This is a genomic window from Bowdeniella nasicola, from assembly GCF_001907295.1.
Taxonomy (GTDB): domain Bacteria; phylum Actinomycetota; class Actinomycetes; order Actinomycetales; family Actinomycetaceae; genus Bowdeniella; species Bowdeniella nasicola.
In genome coordinates this window covers 1-20,828 of the sequence record NZ_MQVR01000046.1, presented here as the reverse complement: position 1 = coordinate 20,828, position 20,828 = coordinate 1, and the positions used below count along the sequence as shown (strand labels likewise).

The following is a 20,828-nucleotide window of genomic DNA, read 5'->3' as shown; positions in this document are numbered from 1 at the left end:
ACGACCATGACCGATACCGACACGCCCGCACTAGCAAGCTAAAACCCCAAACGAGAGGAAAACGCCGTTACACCACTACAAGGGACTTGACCCTTGCCCCTCGACGTTAGCTGGATCTCCCGACCGAACACGAGCGCTCAGAGAAGCTACTTGCTGTGCGCCAGGCAAATGCCAGTTTCTAAGGTTATTGGCCTGTCCCTCAATCTTCGCCTTAACTAGCTGTTGCCATGCATGCTTCTGCCTCGGAGCTGAAAGAGTCGCTTGGCATCTCTGCCGCGCTCCTACTCGTCCGTGATGAGACCATCCGTAGGCTGCTCCAATAGGGACGCGCTTCCAATCGCAGAAGACTACTGAAGTCCCTCCTGACATGAGTCGATGGAGTACGCCTGCACTCAGAGTCGTTCCCACTCCAAATAGCACAACAGCGACGTCGATCGTCGGCACATAGACCGTCCGCTCCTGGTTTGAGACCTCGATTCCACCATGAGTACCCCTCACTCGGCCTGAGAATTCGGAAAAATCCAGTACCCGCCATGCGTCTGCCACATCACACCGACCATGAAATCGGCATTCCAGAAACTTCCCGAGTGCGAAGCTCTCCAAGAGTCGTCCGGCGTACAATTTGCGCACCAAGTTGCCCGAACACAACGTTAACTGCAGGCACCCAACCAGGCCGGTCGATGATTGCCTTTGATGCCTCGGACGCATTCTCGCTGAGCCCTTCCGCAGCAAGCAGTATTGGTCTCAGACGAAGCTTGCTGTTGGAGAAGAAGCCATCCAGCCTCCATGAACGTATGGTCGGATACTCCTTCATGAACTCAGCGATCTTGCCTGCCGCGACTTGGCTCGCATCCAAACGGATTTCATCGCCAACGACGATCCAACCGAGATAGGTAGCTCTCCCCTCGGAGATAGCACGTTTCACTGTGGCATCCGCGTACCTAAAGGAGAGCGATTGAGGTTTCAGTTCAGTAGTGAAGAGGTCATCGTGACGGTGTGCAAGCAGGTCCTGTTGGAAGACTCGCACCATACCGTAGGCGGGGGCTCGACTGCCTTTATCAATTCGATAAACCCTGGCGTGGTGAATGGAGTTCCCCACCTCTGCCGATCCGCCGCGGACCTTGATTGACGCACTGTTCTGTGCAAACAACTCGACATCGTCGCCTGCCCGCAGAGTCGTTCCATTGACCCTGATCACACGGTCTGGATTTGCCACCAGTCCATTCTTATTGTCAAAGTCCGGATGGCGTGTCAGCGCGCACCACAGAGCAGGTGTCGCGGCTTTATCGATCTCGTTGACTGAGAATTCTTCTCCTAGAAACTTCCGCTGAAGCTTGCGAATAGTCGCATCGTGCGCGGCGCCGTTCGCCAACCGCAGTCGCAGATTCTCTCGTACAACAACCTGGTCCTTGTCCAGCGCGTCGTTGAAGAGATCTCCCATGGCCTGCATCTGTTCCAGCCAGTTAGCGTAAATGAACTGCTCGGCAGCATCGGCACCTGAGTAGTTCTTCCAGGTTTCTGTTTCCCGAGACAGTCGCTGTGACTCCCGCAGATTCGAGCGAATAGTGAGGATCTCTGCGACCTTCGGACGCATCATCGCGACACAAGCTGCGTCGAAGGCGTGATGACGCCGGTCCAACCGAGTCTTGCCCCGCTCACCAAAGAAACGTATCTGGCGCTCCAGGCCCGATGCCTTGCGTGCCGCAGCTGTAATGCTGCCCCTAAACACTCGGACACTGGCCCCTGCGAAGTGCGCTTTGACCCGCCCATGGAGTTCATTAGCCATCCATGCGACCGATTCCATTGACCGTCCATCGAGCGGTGGGTCGAAGTCTCGCTGTTTCAGTCGCGCGATTACTTCTCGTTTGAAGGACGAAATCTGTTGCGCGTTCATCTGCCCCGGAGGGAACACCCAGAACTTCACCCGGGAGATCGCTTCTTCGAGGCTTACACCGGGGATATCTGCTTTTGCAGCCCAGGTCACAAACGGGATATTCTTCTTGGAGCGGTTGCAGCGTTCGCACACGGCTACGAGGTTGTCGCGGCGGTTGGTGCTGCCGAGCCCTCGCCGCGGCACAATGTGGTCGAGTTCCACGTTGAAGAATGAGATCTCGCGTCCACAGTAGGCGCATGCGGAGTTCTGCCGCTCGACTGCTGAGTAACGGATGATGTCCGAACGTGTCACAGGACCTGAGAGGTTAAGCCGTTCCTTCAGGTCGTTCGCGTAGCGCTCGTTGATCTCTCTTCGCTTGTTGTACTGGCGGTCCAGTTCTCGCGAGACCGCTTCGCTGGAGAAACCGTCCCTCACATGTTCAATATTGATGCTCTTTGGCTCGCCCCAACGCTTTTCGACGGCGAGGAGCCATCGCGCGATCTGGCGTAGGACTCGATCGACAGCTGGGTTTCCCACCGGTTCCCCGATGGACGGGACCGGGGGCGCCCAGTCATCGTCCACTCCAAAAACAGATTTCCGAGCTTCATGGAGGTCTTCACCGGTGTGGAGCATTCTTTCGCTCAGCCGATCGAGCGAGTTGACCGAGTAGGCCGCTCGCCCGCCGGTGAGCGTGAGGCTATCTAACGCCACTAGATCGTCGTCATCTAACGAATCGAAGAAATCCCGGACTGCGGGGGTTTCGCTCGGGATGCCGTCGGTGACCTGCTCGATGAAGCCTGCCTGCTCCTCGTCTGAAGCCTCCACCCACCAGGCCTTCACGGACTTTGGGGCATGAGCTTGCATACGGCGGCTAGTCTCATCGACGGGGGGTCGCGCCGCCGCCCGCTCGCCGTCAACGGTTGGAGTCGCGGTGCCTACGAGCTGCGACCGTTCGATTCCAAGGACTTCGGCGACATCAGCCCAAATGGGAACCACCTTCGGCTTGAGTGTCGTGAGATGGCCGACCGCGAGTTGGAGCTCATCGACAGATAGGCGCCGGGTCTGTCCTTTGCCCTCCCGGATTCGGAGGTTGGTAAGGATCGAGAGCATCCGGAACAACTGGAATGACGGATGTGCTTTTGCAGCCCTATGCATGTGTGTCTGGCCCGGAAGGGCATCAAAACCGATCCGCTCTGCACTGGATCCACGTGGTGACTCCGCTTTGAAAACGGCTTGAATCAGTCGGCGAGCCTCGTCATCTGGTACGCCCTGCATCTCGCAGATCCGACGGATCTCATTCGCATTGTCAGACTGCATGAGCTTTCCACCCAACATGCCCTCAGGCCCCCGGAATTTCACGTTGTACATGTCAACGGACGTGATAACTTCTGCCGAAGTTGCGGCGGCCAGATCAAGTTCTGGCTTAATCTCTTTAACGCGCTCTTTCAGGTCCAGAAGCTGCTGCGAGTCTTCTGCCGGATGGAGAAGGGATTCCACACGAGAGTACGGGTTACGCCAGCCTCGGTGTCGAGCGATATGCCGAAGAGCAATCGAGATGGCGGTTTTACGTTCGTGTTCGTCCGCAATCGTCTCGCGGACCAGGCGCGCTCGTACCTTCCACGGGGTGTGGGGGTCTGGTCGCTCTGCCAGATCCGGGAAGGGATAGCCCAAATGCTCTAACAGCGCATCAAGCTGCTGCAGACGGCGCCGACGTCGACGTGTCAATCGCCGCGTTCGCCTCGCTACACCGGCTGTCTTTAGTCGGGACTCCGCGGTCTTTCGCTTATCCGGATCTACACCCGAGTCGTGGATATGGACAACGGCGTTGAGAATCGATATCGGATTGTTTTTCTCATCAACCTCAATGGCCACTGCGCCAATCGAGTGAGTACCTACATCGATGCCCACTACATAGGGCAGGAGATCAGCCATAAATGAAGACTAGCAGGCGAATATCGCTCATGCCCTGTAAATGAAAACCGGCCCCGAAGGGCCGGCGGAGCGTTCGGTTTCACAAACGAGGTGAAACTTACTGGGAATCAGTCACTAAGATCATAACCTCGCCTGTCAGTACCGGTCAACAGTTTCGCTTTAATCTAGATGTCGCGCGGCGGGCGCTGGCGGTTCTTCTTGATCGCCGCGCGGTTTTTCTTCGCCGCGAGACGACGCTCGACCGAGCCGCGGGTCGAGCGGGTGGCGCGCCGCTTCGGTGGCGGCGGCATGAGCGCAGCGCGCAGGAGCTCCGCGAGCCGGTGCCGCGCCTCACTCCGATTGCGCAGCTGGCTGCGCTCCTGGGAGGCCTCGATCGTGAGCACTCCTCCAACGAGGCGCGTCGCGAGGTGCTTGATGATGCGCTGGCGCTGGGTGCGGGTGAGAGCGCCCGAGTTGTGCACGTCGAAGCTCAGTTGGACGCGCGAATCGGTGGTGTTGACGCTCTGGCCACCGGGGCCGGAGGCGCGCGAAAACTTTTCGGTGATCTCGTGGCCGGGGATGATGAGGCCGTCCGGGTTCCCGGGGCCGGGCTGGATGTACAGGTCCGGCATTAGGGCAGCGGGCGGCGCCGGCGCGCGGCAATCGCCTTGGCGGCCTCGAAGCAGACCTTGCGCAGGAGCTGCTCGTAGCGTTCGGGGTCCATCACGCCGACGCGTCCGGAGACGGAGAACGAGGCGATCGGGATGCGTGCGGGGCTCATGACGGGAGCGGCGATGCAGTTCAGGCCCATCATGATTTCTTGGCGATCGAAGGCGACGTTCGTTTCGCGGATTTCCTCGAGCTCGGCACGCAGCTTCGCGGGATCGGTGATCGTGTGCGGGGTCCACGCCTGGAGGTCACCTGCGAGCACCTGTTCCATCGCGTCGTGATCGTAGGCGAGCATCATCTTGCCCACGGCCGTGCAGTAGGCGGGGGCGCGGCCGCCGATGCGCGAGGGTGAGGAGACTTTGAACTGGGCGTGCAGCTTGTTGAGGTACATGACCTCGTGCCCGGCGAGGACCGCGAGGTGCACGGTCTGGCGCGTCACCTCAAAAAGTTTTGCGAGGTAGGGCGTAAGGACTTCGTTGAGCAGGTCGATATGGGGCGAGGGCTGCGGCTCGGCGAGGTCGAAAAGCATGGGGCCGAGGCGGTAGGAGCTTCCGGCACGCTCGACCGCGCCGTTTTTCGCGAGGATCCCAAGCAGGCGGAAGGCCGTCGACTTCGACAGGTCACACCGACGGGCAAGTTCCGAGACTCCCACACCAACGGACCCTTCGTCACCAAAGGCCCTCAAGAGCGCCATGGCTTTATCGACTGCGGTGCGGGTATCGCGCGACGTCATCGTTGCTCCTCCGGAAAGAAAATCTCCCCCTATTATCCCCCGTTTTACTTTCCGGTCGCCTGCCCTTCGTCGGGCGTTCAGTCACATTTAGGACTCGAAAGTCTTCCGCATGGTGACCTCGGGATGCTCATCATCGGCCAGCGGCGTGGGCCCGACAACTTCGTACCCGAGGTCCTCGTACAGGCCGCGCGCCGCGGCGTTATCGTCGCGTACGGATAGCGAGAGTTCGCCGTGTTCGGCGGCGGCCCACTCCTCGACCTCGGTGATGAGCGCCTTCGCGACACCGCGGCCACGGAAGCGCGGATTGACCCACAGCGAGATGAGGATCGGCTCACCCGTGTCCCGTTCGATGTCCCCGGCCACGAGACCGCAGGCCTCGCCATCGACTTCGGCGATGACCAGCAATGGACTACCCACGAGGCGCTCGCGCCACCGGGCTTCGTCGGCGCTTGCCGCTCGCTCGTTTTCGCGGAGGCCGACATCCCCGGAGATCGCGACATCGACGACCCCGACCTGCCCGCGAATCGCCTTGCCCGCCGATTAGGCCTGTCACCGACGGACGTTTCCACCTCGCGCGTGCGCACCCTCCCCCTGCCCGAGTCCCTCGTCGCCGAGCTCGAGCACGAGGTCGCCGAAAAAAGCGGGGATTACCGGATCGAAATATGGCGAGACGGGGTAGCCGAGGTGCCCCAAACACACCCACCTGTGATCGTCTGCTTTTGCGCGTCTCCAGTCTACGAGCAGCAAGGGATACAGCGCCGAAGCCCTCGCGTATCGCTGAGCTTTCAGACGCGTGGGTGGCGGCTCTCCAGCCTGGCGGCCCGCTTGTCGGCTCGATCGGCTTTGTATCCGACGGTGTGTACGCGTGCGTGACGCATGAACGCACATCGGCTTCTCGTGGCGGGTTCACCTCCGGGAGATGGGCGCTGACGAGTGCTGATAGATCGCGTGTGCCTGCGTGGTGAAGTTGTTCGACGTGTGCTCAGTCCTAGCCTGCGGGTCGGCGCGCTGGTGCCCCCGGAGCGGCAGCACGCGCGCGCCGACGCGATCCTTCATGCCACAACCATGGCGGTGAGCCCACTCATGGCGGAGCTCGTCACGCGGTGGGTTCGGGACGGCACCGCGGCACGGGAGGTTCTTACCGTCACGCCACTCAGGACGATCCTCACCCATCCGTCCGCCACGGAATCCGGTCTTCGGGTCTGTACCGGACGCTGCGAGGCTCGACGGCTGGAACAGGTCCTGCGACGACTGCGAAACATCATCGTGAGTCACATCACACCGTCTGCTTCCACCCATTCACGATGACGTCATCTCCACCATCCACGTCGCGGCAGACGCCAGCGTTCACTGCTCGGCGTGACCGCTATTCGTCGCCGGTGCGCACCACCGCATCGGCCCCGAGCGCGGACGTGATGTCATCTAGGAATCCGTGCTGAATGGCCCAGGGGACACTCAACACGGAGGGAGTAGTGACTGCCATCAGAAGCTCCGGGTCTTCCAAGTAGTAGTAGCGGCCCTCGGCAATCGGAGCCCACCGCGACATCAGCGGATGGGCGAGAGTCTGCGCGATCTTGTCTGGGGAGTTCGACCATCCGATGAACACGTCGGTGGTGAGCGCATCCAGTCTCTCGAGGCTGACGGAGCCGTAGTAGTCGTCCCCAAATGAGCCGACTTCCTGAACGACGGACGGGTCGTCAGTCATCCCGAACTCACGAAGCAGTGTAGGGCGGGGGTCATCCGGCGAGTAGACGGCAAGGTCCGTGAAACCGTCTTCCAGCCACTCGCCGAAGATGAAGGTCCTCCCTTCGAGCTGAGGGTGCGCATCGCGCGCTGAATCGATCGCTGCCTGCGTTCGTGAGATCAGTTCCGCAGCCTGCTCAGGGCGTCCCAGCACGGTGCCTGCGAGCTCGACGATGTCCGACCACGAACCGTAAGTCCACGGTGTGCGCGCATAGGCGATCGTCGGGGCGATTTCACTGAGCCGCTGATAGTCGGATTCGGTGATCCCGGAGTATGGCGCGAAAATCAGATCCGGGGCGTAACTGAGGATCTCCTCCGGGTCGTAGACACCGTCCTTTCCTGGCGAGAGAATCGGCGGCAGTTCGGCACCGAGTTCGACAGTCACATGCTCTCGGAACCAATCGCTATATCCGTCCGGCGTGCCGTATTCTTTGGGGACCGCGACGGGAACGACGCCCAGCGCGGCGACCGCGTCTTCGGCGCTGCCCCCGAGGACAACCACTCGTTCTGGAGTTGACGGGATACTCGTCTCGCCGTGCGCATGCGTTACGGATATCGGGAAGCGGCCCGGCTGCTGCCCTGAGGTCGGGCGGTCGCCTGCCGATGATCCGCACGCCGTCAAAGACAGCGCGAGAGCCAGAACGACGAACGGAGCCAGTACGCGGCGCAGCCCGACCTGACGTGGCACCTCCCGAATCGTATCGGAGGTCACGATGCGCCTCCTTCCCCGCGGGTCTCGGTAACGACGCGGCTGATCCTGTCGGCGATGGCGTCGATGCCCCAGTCGATGCCGAGCGGGGTCGCGGTAGCGAGGGCAAGCCCGGTGGCGGGGTCGTCGATCAGTGCGACCCGGTTGTCCGACACAGGCGCCCAACTCTGGAATGCGGCGTTCGCGGCAACGGCTTCGCGCCAGGTGTCCTCATCGGAGATGACGACGTGGACATCGGGGCTCAGCGACAGGAACTGCTCCATGCTGACGGTGAAGCTGGCGGGGTCGCCTGCCTTGCGCTGCAGTTCGAGCGTTCCGGCGAGGGGCTCAAGCCCGAGAGCTTCGAGAATCTGGGCTCGGGGGTCGACGGAGCCGAAGACGACGACCTGTCCGTCGTCGGAGGGCAGGAAGCTGTGCAGGTACGTGACTCCCGACAATTCCGGGTGCTGGGCTGCGACGTCGGCGACGCGTTTGGCGGTCTCCTTCTTGATCTCGCCCGCGTAGGTCGGGCGCCCGAGCGCGGCACCCATCATCTGAATGTGCTCATCGACCGTGGTCGCCCAGGGCTCCGAGGGGAAGGCGATCGTCGGTGCGATGTCGGACAGCGCCTTATACTCGGCCTCGGTGATTCCGGAGTTGATGGCGACGATGAGGTCGGGCTGCTGCATCAGGACGTACTCCAGGTCGACCTCCCCACGCTCGAGCGAAGGGTTTAGGGAAGGAAGGGGTGCACCGAGCTTCCCGATCGCTTCGGAGACCCACGGGTAGTAGTCGCCCTCGATTCCGGTTGCGTTACCTTGCGCGACCGGAACCGTACCGAACTGGATCGCGATATCGGCGCCGCTCCAGCCGATTGCGACGACGCGCTTCGGCTGGGTTGTGACCTCGGTCGACCCGTACGCGTGGTCGATCGTCACCGGATACGCGCCGTCCTCCGGCTCGGCGAAAACGCGCTGCTCGGCCCCCGCGTGCGGCGGCGCAGACGCGCATCCGGAGAGGAGAAGGGCGAAGGCCAGCACGGCGAGCGCGGCGCGGCGGGAGGCAGAGAGCATGGACAGTCCTCACGAGTAGAGATGATTCAGCGGGATAAGGTAACCCTTACCTCCGACGCTATCCGTCGCTGTTTTCGCTTGACGGACAGCTATCGTCGTCCTCGCGACATTTCTCCGGGGACGTGGGCAAGCGATTCCCGACGGGGTGAACGAGCCCGGTGTGATGTCGCTGAGAGCCCTGGTAAGTGGCCGTTTCAGTCAGCAAGCGATCGTCGGACGGTTCGGCGAGGGATGACCAGGGGTGTCCCGGTCTCGGGGTCGGGTTGGATGAGGCAGGGAAGGTCGTAGACGTCCTCGACGAGCTCGGCGGTGAGGACCTGGTCTGGTGCACCGGACGCGACGACCGCGCCGTCCTTCATGACGATGAGGTGGTCGGCGTACCGGGCGGCCTGGTTGAGGTCGTGCAGGACGACCACGATGGTGCGGCGTAGCTGGCTGCGGAGGGTCTCGAACAGTTCGAGGAGCCCGTACTGGTGGGAGATATCGAGGAATGTGGTCGGTTCGTCAAGGAGTAGGACCGGGGTCTGCTGGGCGAGGGCCATCGCGACCCAGACGCGCTGACGCTGCCCGCCGGAGAGTTCGTCGACGAGCCTTCCGGACAGGTCGGCGGTGCCGGTCGCTTCGAGGGCGGCGGTGACGGCGGCCTCGTCCTCGGCGGACCACCGGTCGAACATGCCCTGGTGCGGGTAGCGCCCGCGGGCCACGAGGTCGGCGACGCGTATCCCGTCCGGTGCGAGGGAGGTTTGCGGCAGCAGGCCGAGCCGGGTGGCGAGCTGTTTCGGCGGTAGGCGGTGGATGTCGTCTCCGTCGAGCAGGATCAAACCGTCGAGGGACGGGAGGACGCGGGCAATCGTGCGTAGCAGGGTTGATTTGCCGCATGCGTTGGGGCCGATTATGGCGGTGTAGGAGCCACGGGCGATGGTGATGTCGACGCCGTCGACGATGATCCGCTTGTCGTATCCGGCGCGCACGGCGACCGCGCGTACTGCGTCCACAGCAGTGGTGTGAGTGGCAGGGCTGGTGGTAATCATGTTTTTCTCCGGAACTCCGAAATCAGCAACCAAGAGAGGTAGGTGCCGCCGAGTGAGACGGTGACGACTCCGACGGGCATCCCGATACGTTGGGCGAGGACGTCGGAGGTGAGCAGGCTGAATGCGCCCACGAGCGCCGATGGGACGAGCAGCAGCCCCGATCCGCGCACCAGGCGGCGCGCGATCTGTGGGGCGGCGAGGGCTATGAAGGAGATGGGGCCGGCGGCAGCGGTGACGAGCGCAGTGAGGGCGACACCGAGGACCACGGAGAGCGCGCGGGTTCGATTGGCGCGCAAGCCGAGAGACTGGGCGGCGTCGTCGCCCAGTTCGAGCTGGCGCAGGCCCGGGGCGAGCATCGTCACGGCGGCGAGCAGGATGAGCAGGAGCACTGACATGGGCCAGAGCTGGTCGTGGCCGAGTGCGTTGAAGGATCCGGCTGCCCAGACGGCGGCGAGCATGGCGGTGTCGACGCTGGTGGACAGCATGAGTGCGGAGTTGAGCGAGGAGAGCAGGGCGGCGACGCCGATGCCCATGATGATCAGCCGGAACGATTGCACGGATCCGCCCACCGTGGCGAGGAGATAGACGATGGCAGCGGTGATGATGCCGCCGAGGATGGCGCCTGCGGCGATGTCGAGGTAGCGGGTGGATCCGAGCAGGAGCATGACGAGGATCGCGCCGGTGTAGGAGCCGGAGGAGAAGCCGATGATGTCCGGGGAACCGAGCGGGTTGCGGGTGAGGGTTTGGAAGATGGCGCCGGCGATGGCGAGAGCGATGCCGCAGGCGATGGCGAACAGTGCCCGCGGCAGTCTCCATCCCACCACGAGCATGTGCGTCTGCTTGCCGGCGGTGCCGGTGAGCGCGGCGGCGATGTCGCCGAGGGGTACGGGGTAGGTGCCGAGCGTGAGGGAGACGACCGCGAGGATCAGGGTGAGCAGTGCGAGGGTGGTGCAGACAGCGAGGACACGCACACTCACGACTCCCGAGACCCGGGGCACGCGAATGGCGATCGCGCGGTATCCGTGGTCGAAGGTGTCGCGCCCGGCGCGGCGGCGGGTGCTGGTGCTCATAGGCCGCTCACCACCCGTCGTCGTGCGAGGAGGATGAGCACGGGGGCACCAATGACGGCGGTGACCAGCCCTACGCGCAGTTCTCCGCTGGGAAGGATGACTCGTCCGAGGATGTCGGACAGCAGCAGCAGAATCGGTGAGACGACGAACGTGTAGGCGAAGATCCATCGCTGGTCGGGACCGACGAACCAGCGCACGACGTGCGGGACCATGAGCCCGACGAACCCGATCGGTCCCGTTAGCGCGGTCGCCGTGCCGGCGAGCAGGGTGACGGCGATGATCACGATGATCCGCACTCGGCCGGTGCGAACGCCGAGCGAGGCGGCGAGTTCGTCTCCGAGGGCGAGGGCGTTGAGCGCACGGGCGGCACCAAGGCCAAGCAGAAGCCCGAATAAAACCAGCGGGGCAAAGGAGAAGACGATGTCGAGCTGTCGTCCGCCGATGGATCCGACGCCCCAGAATCGGAGGTCGTCGAAGGCATCGCGGTTGCCGAGAACGATCGCGGTGGTGAGGCCGCCCAGCACTGCGCTGATCGCCACACCCGCGAGGGTGAGCTTCGCCGGGGTGGCTTTGCCGCCGCCGACGGCGCCAAGCGCGTACACGAGTATCGTGACAGCGCCGGCGCCGAGCAACGCGAACCAGACATAGCCCAGCGGCGCGGCGATGCCGAGGAACCCGACCGCCATCGTCACCGCGAACGTCGCCCCGGCATTCACGCCGAGGATGCCGGGATCAGCGAGGGGGTTACGAGTGTACGCCTGGATCAGCGCCCCGCACATCCCGAGCGCCGGGCCCACGACCAAGCCGACGACTGTGCGCGGCACGCGCAGCTCGAGAATTATCACGTGCTCATCGATCGTGTGGTCATACGCCCACAGCGCGTCCCAGATCGTCGGCAGTGCGATAGCTCGAGCTCCGACGCCAACGCTGAGCATGACAACGACAGCAAGCACGGCAGTCGCGACACCGAGACCAGCCAGTCGAAACGCCCCGGAGCGGGCCACACCGGACGGTGCCGCCCGCTCCTCGAGCGCACGGGCGGCTGTCACTGTCGGGACGCTCACCTGCTCGAATCCGGATCGATGGGAGGAGTCCTGGGACACCGTGTCACTCAGCCGTGTGCACGACGGCGCCACCGTCGATCGCCGCGGAGATGTCCTTGATGTAGCCCTGCTCAATCGCCCACTGGATGCTGAGCACGTCAGGACCGCTGGTGGCCATGCCGAGCGTGTTGTCCTCGGCGATGAAGTAGCGGCCGTTCGCGATCGGGTCCCACCGGTTGAAGACCGGGTGCTCGAGCGTGTGCTTGGTGTCGGCGTCGGCATACGACCACGCCAGGACGACATCCGCCTCCACCGAATCGAGCTCCTCGAGACTGATGCCGCCGTACCAGGTGTCCGCCGGCACGTCTGCGGTCTTCGCAGCGAGCTGCGGAGTGTCGACCATGCCGAACTCGTGCAGCAGCCGCACGCGCGGATCCTCGCTGATATAGGCGGTGATCTCCGTTGCCCCCGAGGAGAAGGTCGTGCTGTAGAGGAACGAGGCCCCTTTGAGGTTGGGGTACTTCGCGGCTTCCTCGGCGATGGCTGCCTCGGTCTGTTCGATCAGCTCGGCGGCTTTGTCTTCCTCGCCGAGGATCTTACCGATGATCTCGGTGTGCTCCTGCCAGGTGCCGGCAGTGAACGGCCGTTCCATGTATGCAACGGTCGGGGCGATCTCGCTGAGCCGCTTGTACTCTGTCTCGGTGAAGCCGGAGTACACGCCGATGATGACGTCCGGCTGGAGGGCCAGGATCTGCTCGTAGTCAGGGCCGTCCTCGGTCACGTTGATGACCTCCGGCATCTGCGCGTTCAGCTCGTTCTCGATCTGGTGACGGAACCACGGGGTGAAGCCCTCCTCGTCCCCGCCCCACGTCTCGGGAACGCCGACCGGGACGACGCCGAGCGCGGCGACGATGTCGTGGTTCATCCAACTCAGCGTCACCACGCGCTCCGGTTTCTCCGGGATCGTCGTGTCGCCCAACGCGTGTTCGATCGTGCGAGGGTAACTCGATTCCGTCGCCGCCGCCCCGTCGGGGGCTGCGCTCGAGTCGGGTGTGGACGAGCAGCCGGCGGCCACAAGGGCCAATGTGGCGAGTGTGACGAGCGCGCTGGTGTGACGCAGAACGGACATGGGACCTCTCAGGACGTGATCGGGTGTCTCCGGGGAAGGACGACCGGCGGCCAAGTTAGGCGTACCTTAGTTCACGCTACGCAGTGATGGTTGCCGATAGCGGACACCTCTTTGCGTTGGACGGACACAAGCTCACCGCTGCTCCTGTCGCATCGACGTGAGCGGGCACCCGCACGAGCAGCCCTCAGGGAAGAGACAGGTATCCGCGTTATGTGCTTCGCCGGATCGGAATCATCACCGCCGCCCGCCGTTTCGGCATTCCACTGGCCGAAGTCGCCCGAGTATTCGACTCACTCCCTGAGAATCGGATGCCAGGAAAGACCGACTGGCACAGAATCTCCAAACGTTGGCATGAACGACTTGAGGTGCGGCGGAGGGAACTTGAACGTCTTGAAAAAGAACTAGTGGGGTGCATCGGTTGTGGGCGTCTCTCACTCAATACATGCCGCGTGCTCAACCCTGACGACCAGCTTTCTTCCGAAGGCCCTGGCGCGAGGAGATTGCAGTATCCCTCGGGAGTTGACGCACAATGAGCCACCTCAGCTGTGATCGCATAGGATGCCTCACCGAGTCGTGCGGCTCGAGAATCGTTCACAGACTCAACTCCCCTCCGACGCTGTTTCCGTCATTGACCATTCAGGAGCCCCTTGGCCTTCTCCGCGTTCTTCGCGCTAAGAGCGTCTTCTGAATGACTTTCCGGAGCCGAGCAAGCCCACGTTCGAGTTGACGGGGATCAGGGCGTCCGATGCAGATACGGAGACCTGAGGCCACATTCAAGGGGTCAGTGCTCATAGTCGTTGGAGGCGTGACGAGGACGCCTTCGCGCGCGGCGGAATGTGCGATTTCCTCGGCTTGTCCCCGAACCATCGGGAGCCAAAGGTGAAAACCGCCAGACGGGTGGAACGGGATGAGCAGCTACACCATTCCCAATGTCATCGCGCAGCACCCACGAGGTGAACGCATTATGGACGTATATTCCCACCTACTCACCGAACGCGTGGTCTATTTGGGAACTGGGATCGACGCAGGCGTCGCCAATGCCCTGATCGCGCAACTGCTGTATCTCGAAGCAGACAGCCCGGATCGCGACATCCAGCTCTACATCAACTGCGAAGGTGGTGACCCTAGTGCCATGCTCGCCATCTACGACACGATGAAGTTCATCAAGCCCAGTATCGCGACAAGACGCGCGTCTTCCCCGCCACCGCGATGCGCGCGAGCACCTCCGAAACCTCCTGCGGGGTGAAGAACTCGCCGCCCGATTTCCCCGCCTGCGAGGCGTACATCGTCATCAGATACTCGTAGGCGTCGCCGAACAGGTCGATCGAGTTGTCGCCGAAACGACCCAGCGGCAGATCTCCGACCGCCTCGAGCAGCGCTGCGAGCTTCTTGTTCCGCTGCTCGACGGTGCTTCCGAGGCGATTGCTGTTGACGTCGAGATCGTCGAAGAGCCCCTTGAGGTCCTGCTCGCTCGCTGTGCCGACCGCCGACCCCTCGATGTTCGCGAACACCCGCTGCAGCGTCTCGTTGAGGTAGAGGAGATTGTGCCGGGCGTTCGCGCGGACGTTTGTGTCGGTTGAGGTCAACCGTAGCTAGGGGCACCGACAGCCGCCGTGCACCCAGGCCGTGGGGCGTCGTCCGTACCGTCGTCGAGCCGCCCGGAGCGCCCGCAGAATCCGTCCTTCGAGCGCGCATCGAGATCGTCGAGCTAGAGCTGCGAGCTCGCCGGCACGAGGACGCGCACACCGAAGCGGCCGAAGTCGCGGTCGAAGGTGACCATAGTCGCGACAAGAGCAACCACCCAGGACCCACCATGGCAACACCGCACGATGTCATCCACCACGCCGATTACTTTCAGCTCGACGCAAGCCTCAGCCCTGAGTTCCTCGACTTACGCGACCGCATCCGAGTGTTCGGGGACGAACACATCCTGCCGGTCATCAACGAGCACTGGGAGCGGGCGGAGCTACCCACCGCGGTGCTGGAACCGTTGGCCGAACTCGGTGTGGTCGGCACCTACATCCCCGACTACGGCTGCCCCGGGCTCTCCCGTCTCGGCGCCGGCATCGTCGCCCGAGAATTCGGGCGCATCGACGGATCCATCAACACCTTCCTCGGCGTCCACTCCAACCTCGCCATGGGCTCGATCTACCTGCTGGGCTCAGAAGAACAACGCCAACGCTGGCTACCCGAAATGGCTCGGATGGCCAAAACCGGGGCCTTTGCCCTATCTGAGCCCGCCCACGGCTCCGACTCGGTCTCGCTCGAAACCTCAGCCCGCCGTGAAGGTGACACCTGGGTGCTCAACGGCCATAAACGCTGGATCGGCAACGGTCACGCTGCCGATCGCACCGTGGTCTACGCCCGGGATGTCGTCGACGGTGAGGCCAAAGTCTTCGTCGTCGAAAAACAGCCTGACGGCACCTTCTCACCCGGATATCGGCCCACCCCGATCGTGGGCAAGCTAGCTAAAGGCGCCATCGTGCAGGCCGATATCATCATCGACAATGTCGTCGTCCCCGAGGAGAACCGGCTGGTGCACTGCGAGTCCTTCGCCGGCGTCACCCGCGTGCTCAACGCCACCTGAGGAGGGGGCCAGCTGGGAAGCCGTCGGCCACGCCATGGCCGGATTCGAACTCGCTGCCCAATACGCCCTGGAGCGCGAACAATTCGGCTCCCCGATTGCCTCTTTCCAGCTGGTGCAAGAAAAACTGGCCACCATGCTCGCCGAGTTGACTCAAATCCAGCTGCTCACCACCCGGATGGCCGAACTGCAAGAACAAGACCAGCTCACCCAGGCCATGGCGTCGTTAGTCAAAATGACCACTGCCCGCACCGCATTGGCCATCTGCCGTCAAGCCCGCGACATGATGGGTGGCAACGGATTACTGCTGGAACACCACGTCGCCCGGCACCTGACCGATATGGAAGTCGTCTCCACCTACGAAGGCACTGACTCCATCCAGGCCCTGATCGTCGGTCGGGATATCACCGGCATCTCTGCTTTCACCCGCAAAACCGGCGGCTAGCTCTGCCTATCCCCAGCGCTACACTCAGCTCGAGATATACGAAGGTATATCGACCATACCTCGGTGCTCCTTGGGTCCGGACTGCATCGGGTGGAATGATTAATTCCGTTGCAGGATGTCGAGCAATCTGAACGGGAGGTGTAGCATGCCGAGGAAACCGAATCGACGATGGTCCTCCACCGGCCACCCACTGCGTCACCCCGTCACCTCAGACGCCCGGTGTGCTGGGGACTAACGCTCCGGCCCGACCTGCTTTTCTCCGCACGTCATCTTTCTCATCTTTTGTCATCTATCTGGCGCTACGTCATGTCATGAGCCGTGCCGTATCGCGCTTTTTAACCCTTCTTGAAGGACACTCCATCCAGAACGGAGCCTGATCATGACACGTGAATTCATTAACACAGCCCTGCGCGATGCCGTGGCCGAGCAGAACACACAGAGCCCCGATGCCTTCCGCTCGGCGATGCGGGAACTGCACGCAGCCGATATTGCCAAACACCTGGTCACCCTGACCCGGCACGATGCCGCCAAAGCACTCTTGGCGCTCTCCGACCGTAGTCAGGCCGAGATCTTCGGGCATCTGCGCCCCCACATTCAGGTAGAGCTGGCCCGGATCTTCAACCGCGAGCAACTGGCCACTCTGATCACCGCCATGTCCCACGACGAGCGGGTCGACCTGTTCAAGCAACTCACCGCCGAGGAACAATCCGCGCTGTTGCCCGCTCTGGCCCACGCCGAGCGGGAAGACATCCGCCGGTTGGGCGCCTACCCCGAGGGTACCGCCGGGTCGATCATGACCTCCGACTACGCGACACTGACCAGTGAGTTGCTGGCCTCCGACGCGCTCGAGAAGCTACGCCAGGAGGCCCCGGATAAGGAAACCATCTACGACATCTACGTCATCGATGAAGACCACAAGCTGATCGGTGTGCTGTCCCTGCGCGAACTGCTGGTTGCCCAGGCAGGCACGCGGGTCGGCGACATGATGCGCCGCAATCCGGTCTTCGCCCGGTCGGGGGCTAGCACCGACACCATTGCCGAGATCATCGCCGAATACGACCTGCTTGCTCTGCCCGTCGTGGACGAGTCCGGCATGCTGGTTGGCATCGTCACCGTCGATGACGCCATGGACGTTACCAGCCAGAGCCGCGGCCGTTCGGTCGCCCAGTTCGGCGGTAACGCCTCCATCGATGGCGGTCCGGACCTAAGCCTGCGCAGCTCATCCTTCTGGAACCTGTTCAAGACCCGCGTCTTCTGGTTGGCGATTCTCACCGTCTTCGGTATCGTCACCAGCTCCATCGTGGCCGGACAGGAAGCCCTGTTGGAAGAGATCGTTATTCTGGCGGCCTTCATTGCCCCGATCGTTGACGCCGGCGGAAACACCGGGAGCCAGTCGGCCACCTTGGTCATCCGCGCGATGGCCCTGGGCGAAGTCCGACTCCGCTGGCGCGACCTGTGGTTCGTGATCAAACGCGAAATCCCGGTGGTGCTCTGCCTGGGTATCGTCATCGGTATTTTGGAAATCATCCTGGCTTACTTCAGCAAGGGGATCGGCATCGAGGTATTGCTCACCGTCGGGATCTCCATGGCCGTCTGCATGATCATCGGTGGTCTGGTTGGCGCCCTGTTGCCGTTCATGGCCCGCCGGATCGGCACTGACCCCGCTACCCTGAGCTCGCCGATGATCACCTCGATCATGGACCTGCTCGGCGTGATGATCTACTTCGGACTGGCCTGGCTGTTCATGGGCCACCTCATGGTCTAGACCACCTGCCCTCGAAAACCATGCAGACCCCCGGACTATGATCGGCGATACAGTCCGGGGGCGTCTGCGTATTACGTTACTGAGCGGAGGTAGCATGCACCCTGACTCACACTCACCCACCTCAGCATCCGTCCCGAACCGTACCCCGTCCCGGGGCCGTGTGGCTATCCGCTACGGACTGATCAGTCTGGCCCTGGCGCTGATCTTCATTTTCGACACCACCACCCGCTATGAGGTCGCTGCCGCGGTGCTCTACACCGTGGTCATCTTTGTCGCCCACAGCGCGCTCGGCCGGGGAGAGCTGATCGGGTTGACCATAGTCAGTGTTGTCCTCACCGTAGTGAGTTTCGCGCTCACCCTGGACGGAGAACTTGACTCCGGACTGATCAACACCGGGCTGAGTATCGCCATCATCATCGCGATCGCTTTTCTCATCATCCGGGCCGATGACGCCCGGCATACCGCCCAGCAAACCCAAGAACAGCTCAAAAAAATCGTCCAGGTCCACGGCTTGGAGGGGCTGACCACCTCCATCGCCCACGAGGTCAATCAGCCCCTAGCAGCCATCACCACCAGCGGGCACGCTTGCCAGCGCTGGCTGAATCAAAACCCGCCGAACATCGATAAAGCCCACGAAGCACTGGGTCGGATCCTTCACGACGCTTACCGGGCCGACACCATCATCAGCCGCATCCGCCGACTCACCCAAGGCGAACCACCGCACACCAATGCCTTCGAGGTCAACACCGCCGTCCAGGAGGTGCTCGAGCTCTCTCAAGCCGAGCTGAGGCGCCACCGCATCACGTTGCACACCGAATTTGCTCAGGAGTTACCTCGCGCACTGGCCGACTCGGTGCAAACCCAGCAGGTCGTCGGCAACCTGTTACTCAACGCGATCCAAGCCCTCGCCGGCTCCACCACCAACGAGCGTCGCATCACCGTCGCCTCCACCCACGAGGACGGCCACATTGTCGTCTCCGTAATCGATACCGGCCCGGGCATCGACCCCGAGATCCAGCCCCATCTCTTCGACGCCTTTTGGACCACCAAAGACGACGGCATGGGTGTGGGGCTGAGTATCAGCCGAGCCATCATCGAGGCCAACGGTGGTAGAATCTGGACCGATACCCCAGCCAGCGGTGGTGCTGCGTTTTCGATCTCTCTACCCGTTGTCCCAAAGAAAGCACCATCATGATCCACCAGCAGACGCCGCCAGACCGCGAGCCCATCGTCTACCTCGTCGACGACGACCCCTCGGTCCGGGCCGCGGTGGAAGACCTCTTTGCCTCCGTCGGCCTACGGGTGCTGAGCTTCGCCTCGGCCCAGCAGTTCCTCAACCACCCCGTGGAAGACGCTCCGGCCTGTTTGGTGCTGGATGTGCGGATGCCGGGGCAAAGCGGCATGGACCTCCACCGGCACGCGCTCGCCGAAGGCATCACCTGCCCGGTCATCTTCATCACCGGCCACGGAGATATCCCGATGGCCATCGAGGCGATGAAGAACGGGGCCATCGAGTTTCTCACCAAGCCCTTCCGCGACCAGGACCTGCTCGATGCGATCTTCCAAGGTCTAGAACGCGACCGTACGCGCCGAGAGGCCGAGGCAGTCACCGCCGATTTGCGAGCGCGTTGGGAGTCTTTGACCCCCGGCGAACAAGAGGTGATGAAGCTGGTAGTCCAAGGACAGATGAATAAACAGATCGCCACTCAGCTTTACCTGAGCGAAATCACCGTCAAAGTCCGCCGCGGACACGTGATGCGGAAAATGGAAGTCTCTTCCCTGGCCGAGCTGGTCCGCAGCGCCGAACGGCTCGGACTCTAGCCGTCACACTTCAGGAACATGGACCCCAGACTCAACTGAACACCTGCAGGATCCAATAGCATCGTGGGTCATGCTTTGCCTTGTGAGTCACGTAATTCGTTCGGCTGTGCACTATCCCTGTAACCACATATATGCAGGTCAGCCTCGCGAGATCCACCGCGAGGATGGGTGTTGACGGTTACACCCGGGGGACAAGCGATCTTGAGGGAAGACGCCTTGAGACAGCGCACCTTGAGGTGGCACGCCCTGGGCTGAATTTTCAAGGAATCTATGATGTCCACAAAGAAATCGTGGTGGAGACGGTATCTAGATTTCCCACTCATCTGGAAACTGGCCATAGCCCTTCTTGCTGGACTCATCGTTGGTCCGATCTGGGGCGAAGACGCAACGGTCTTAGAGCCTTTCGGCGAAATCTTCCTGCGCCTGGTCAACATGCTGATCATTCCCCTCATCGTGGCCACGCTCATCGTGGGAATTACGTCGGCGACCCCGCAAAAGCTCGGTCGTATTGGCGGAAAATTTTTATCTACTATCTGCTGTCGACCTGCTTTGCTATTTCCATTGGTCTGGGGCTGGTTCTGCTCGTGCATCCGGGGAGTGGCCTATCGGCCCCGGAGAACGCGACTCAAGAGGGTGAGGAAGCCCCACTCTTAGCGGACGTATTTGTCAACATTTTTCCCGAGAATATCTTCCGTGCACTCGTCGAGGGCGACATCTTGGCCATTATGTTTGTCGTGCTGATCGTCGGTTTTGCCCTGGCCTATTTGATCGATAGCCACAACGAGAGCTTCCGCGACGGGGCTGTGACGATTCGCGAAACCTGCGTTGCCAACTCGTGCCCGGCAGATCCGCGCTGATCGCCTCGACCAGACCCGAGTGGGCATCAGAAGTGACCAGCCGGACCCCCGACAGGCCTCGCGCGACCAAATCAGCGAAGAACTCGTTCCAGGCCGCCCCGGTCTCAGCCGTGGCGACCCGCATCCCTAGCACTTCACGATGCCCGTCGGCGTTGACCCCAGTGGCGAGCATGACGACCGCGTTGATGACCCGGCCGCCTTCCCTGACCTTCATCGTCAACGCGTCGGCAGTCACGAACGTGAACGGCCCAGCATCGGTCAGCGGGCGGTGCCGAAACTCGGCCACGTGCTCGTCCAAATCGGCGGCCATGCGGGAGACCTGGCTCTTGGATAGCCGGTCGATGCCCAAAGTCTTGACGAGCTTGTCCATTCGCCGAGTACTGACTCCGGCGA

Annotated in this window: 18 protein-coding genes and 4 pseudogenes; 8 read left to right on the top strand and 14 right to left on the bottom strand. The window is 62.4% G+C overall.

What is annotated here, in order from left to right:
* Window positions 1–75: 75 nt before the first annotated feature.
* The 12 genes from BSZ39_RS15060 to BSZ39_RS14245 all read right to left on the bottom strand — a co-directional run bounded on the left by BSZ39_RS15060 (window position 76) and on the right by BSZ39_RS14245 (window position 12,963).
* Window positions 76–498 (bottom strand): CRISPR-associated endonuclease Cas1, encoded by a 423-nt coding sequence (locus BSZ39_RS15060; protein ID WP_073716878.1) that lies wholly within the window; start codon window positions 496–498, stop codon window positions 76–78.
* A gap of 49 nt (window positions 499–547) precedes the next feature.
* Window positions 548–3,805 (bottom strand): type II CRISPR RNA-guided endonuclease Cas9, encoded by a 3,258-nt coding sequence (gene cas9 / locus BSZ39_RS08305; protein WP_073716877.1) that lies wholly within the window; start codon window positions 3,803–3,805, stop codon window positions 548–550.
* Window positions 3,806–3,969: 164 nt separating this feature from the next.
* On the bottom strand, window positions 3,970–4,416 hold the full coding sequence (gene arfB, locus BSZ39_RS08300; protein ID WP_073716876.1) for an alternative ribosome rescue aminoacyl-tRNA hydrolase ArfB: 447 nt from the start codon (window positions 4,414–4,416) through the stop codon (window positions 3,970–3,972).
* Complete coding sequence (locus tag BSZ39_RS08295) at window positions 4,416–5,186, bottom strand: IclR family transcriptional regulator (RefSeq protein ID WP_073716875.1); 771 nt, start codon at window positions 5,184–5,186, stop codon at window positions 4,416–4,418. The genes arfB and BSZ39_RS08295 overlap by 1 nt, the downstream gene beginning before the upstream one ends.
* Before the next feature lie 87 nt (window positions 5,187–5,273).
* A complete protein-coding gene (locus tag BSZ39_RS08290) occupies window positions 5,274–5,678 on the bottom strand; it encodes a GNAT family N-acetyltransferase (RefSeq protein ID WP_281247124.1) in 405 nt (134 codons plus the stop codon).
* Between the two features lie 414 nt (window positions 5,679–6,092).
* Window positions 6,093–6,242, bottom strand: a complete 150-nt coding sequence (locus BSZ39_RS13895) for a hypothetical protein (protein WP_158025137.1) — start codon at window positions 6,240–6,242, stop codon at window positions 6,093–6,095.
* Between the two features lie 310 nt (window positions 6,243–6,552).
* Window positions 6,553–7,641 carry an ABC transporter substrate-binding protein gene (locus tag BSZ39_RS08285; protein WP_073716873.1) on the bottom strand — a complete coding sequence of 363 codons (1,089 nt, stop codon included), beginning with the start codon at window positions 7,639–7,641 and terminating at the stop codon, window positions 6,553–6,555.
* Window positions 7,638–8,690: an ABC transporter substrate-binding protein gene (locus BSZ39_RS08280; protein WP_073716872.1), complete on the bottom strand. Its 1,053-nt coding sequence runs from the start codon at window positions 8,688–8,690 to the stop codon at window positions 7,638–7,640. Before BSZ39_RS08280 ends, BSZ39_RS08285 begins: the two co-directional genes overlap by 4 nt.
* A gap of 194 nt (window positions 8,691–8,884) precedes the next feature.
* Window positions 8,885–9,685 (bottom strand): ABC transporter ATP-binding protein, encoded by an 801-nt coding sequence (locus tag BSZ39_RS08275; protein WP_245792468.1) that lies wholly within the window; start codon window positions 9,683–9,685, stop codon window positions 8,885–8,887.
* A gap of 32 nt (window positions 9,686–9,717) precedes the next feature.
* Window positions 9,718–10,791, bottom strand: coding sequence for a FecCD family ABC transporter permease (locus BSZ39_RS08270; protein ID WP_083603099.1), 1,074 nt, complete (start codon window positions 10,789–10,791; stop codon window positions 9,718–9,720).
* The gene (locus tag BSZ39_RS08265) at window positions 10,788–11,840 is read right to left on the bottom strand and encodes a FecCD family ABC transporter permease (protein ID WP_073716870.1); all 1,053 of its coding nucleotides are present in this window, start codon (window positions 11,838–11,840) and stop codon (window positions 10,788–10,790) included. The genes BSZ39_RS08270 and BSZ39_RS08265 overlap by 4 nt, the downstream gene beginning before the upstream one ends.
* 58 nt (window positions 11,841–11,898) lie before the next feature.
* Window positions 11,899–12,963: an iron-siderophore ABC transporter substrate-binding protein gene (locus BSZ39_RS14245; protein WP_073716869.1), complete on the bottom strand. Its 1,065-nt coding sequence runs from the start codon at window positions 12,961–12,963 to the stop codon at window positions 11,899–11,901.
* Window positions 12,964–13,166: 203 nt separating this feature from the next.
* Between BSZ39_RS14245 and BSZ39_RS15055 the strand changes: the two are divergent.
* A pseudogene (locus tag BSZ39_RS15055) lies at window positions 13,167–13,496 on the top strand (MerR family DNA-binding protein); the annotation flags it as partial.
* Window positions 13,497–13,870: 374 nt separating this feature from the next.
* A complete protein-coding gene (locus BSZ39_RS14915; RefSeq protein ID WP_222842908.1) occupies window positions 13,871–14,209 on the top strand; it encodes a ClpP family protease in 339 nt (112 codons plus the stop codon).
* On the opposite strand, the pseudogene BSZ39_RS08245 reads toward BSZ39_RS14915, so the two are convergent.
* Window positions 14,136–14,531 (bottom strand): annotated as a pseudogene (locus BSZ39_RS08245) (N-6 DNA methylase); the annotation flags it as partial. The gene BSZ39_RS14915 and the pseudogene BSZ39_RS08245 sit on opposite strands and share 74 nt — an antisense overlap.
* Before the next feature lie 245 nt (window positions 14,532–14,776).
* Between BSZ39_RS08245 and BSZ39_RS14240 the strand changes: the two are divergent.
* From BSZ39_RS14240 to BSZ39_RS15050, 6 genes and pseudogenes are all read left to right on the top strand, one after another.
* Window positions 14,777–15,550: an acyl-CoA dehydrogenase family protein gene (locus BSZ39_RS14240; protein ID WP_222842907.1), complete on the top strand. Its 774-nt coding sequence runs from the start codon at window positions 14,777–14,779 to the stop codon at window positions 15,548–15,550.
* Window positions 15,471–15,992, top strand: a complete 522-nt coding sequence (locus BSZ39_RS14235) for an acyl-CoA dehydrogenase family protein (protein ID WP_281247123.1) — start codon at window positions 15,471–15,473, stop codon at window positions 15,990–15,992. The genes BSZ39_RS14240 and BSZ39_RS14235 overlap by 80 nt, the downstream gene beginning before the upstream one ends.
* A gap of 379 nt (window positions 15,993–16,371) precedes the next feature.
* Window positions 16,372–17,757, top strand: coding sequence for a magnesium transporter (gene mgtE, locus BSZ39_RS08235; protein WP_073716868.1), 1,386 nt, complete (start codon window positions 16,372–16,374; stop codon window positions 17,755–17,757).
* A 160-nt stretch (window positions 17,758–17,917) separates the two neighbouring features.
* A complete protein-coding gene (locus BSZ39_RS08230) occupies window positions 17,918–18,952 on the top strand; it encodes a sensor histidine kinase (RefSeq protein ID WP_222842905.1) in 1,035 nt (344 codons plus the stop codon).
* Window positions 18,949–19,578, top strand: coding sequence for a response regulator transcription factor (locus BSZ39_RS08225; protein ID WP_073716867.1), 630 nt, complete (start codon window positions 18,949–18,951; stop codon window positions 19,576–19,578). Before BSZ39_RS08230 ends, BSZ39_RS08225 begins: the two co-directional genes overlap by 4 nt.
* A 270-nt stretch (window positions 19,579–19,848) precedes the next feature.
* A pseudogene (locus tag BSZ39_RS15050) lies at window positions 19,849–20,435 on the top strand (dicarboxylate/amino acid:cation symporter).
* Here BSZ39_RS15050 and BSZ39_RS08210 read toward each other — a convergent pair.
* Window positions 20,401–20,828 (bottom strand): annotated as a pseudogene (locus BSZ39_RS08210) (IS256 family transposase); the annotation flags it as partial. The pseudogenes BSZ39_RS15050 and BSZ39_RS08210 sit on opposite strands and share 35 nt — an antisense overlap.

Excerpts from the sequence above, each read along its gene's own strand:
- BSZ39_RS13895 (WP_158025137.1), bottom strand. The coding sequence starts at position 6,242 with ATGAAGGATCGCGTCGGCGCGCGCGTGCTGCCGCTCCGGGGGCACCAG.
- mgtE (WP_073716868.1), top strand. The coding sequence starts at position 16,372 with ATGACACGTGAATTCATTAACACAGCCCTGCGCGATGCCGTGGCCGAG.
- BSZ39_RS14240 (WP_222842907.1), top strand. The coding sequence starts at position 14,777 with ATGGCAACACCGCACGATGTCATCCACCACGCCGATTACTTTCAGCTC.
- BSZ39_RS14245 (WP_073716869.1), bottom strand. The coding sequence starts at position 12,963 with ATGTCCGTTCTGCGTCACACCAGCGCGCTCGTCACACTCGCCACATTG.
- arfB (WP_073716876.1), bottom strand. The coding sequence starts at position 4,416 with ATGCCGGACCTGTACATCCAGCCCGGCCCCGGGAACCCGGACGGCCTC.
- BSZ39_RS14915 (WP_222842908.1), top strand. The coding sequence starts at position 13,871 with ATGAGCAGCTACACCATTCCCAATGTCATCGCGCAGCACCCACGAGGT.
- BSZ39_RS14235 (WP_281247123.1), top strand. The coding sequence starts at position 15,471 with ATGTCGTCGTCCCCGAGGAGAACCGGCTGGTGCACTGCGAGTCCTTCG.
- BSZ39_RS08295 (WP_073716875.1), bottom strand. The coding sequence starts at position 5,186 with ATGACGTCGCGCGATACCCGCACCGCAGTCGATAAAGCCATGGCGCTC.
- BSZ39_RS08280 (WP_073716872.1), bottom strand. The coding sequence starts at position 8,690 with ATGCTCTCTGCCTCCCGCCGCGCCGCGCTCGCCGTGCTGGCCTTCGCC.
- BSZ39_RS08270 (WP_083603099.1), bottom strand. The coding sequence starts at position 10,791 with ATGAGCACCAGCACCCGCCGCCGCGCCGGGCGCGACACCTTCGACCAC.
- cas9 (WP_073716877.1), bottom strand. The coding sequence starts at position 3,805 with ATGGCTGATCTCCTGCCCTATGTAGTGGGCATCGATGTAGGTACTCAC.
- BSZ39_RS08225 (WP_073716867.1), top strand. The coding sequence starts at position 18,949 with ATGATCCACCAGCAGACGCCGCCAGACCGCGAGCCCATCGTCTACCTC.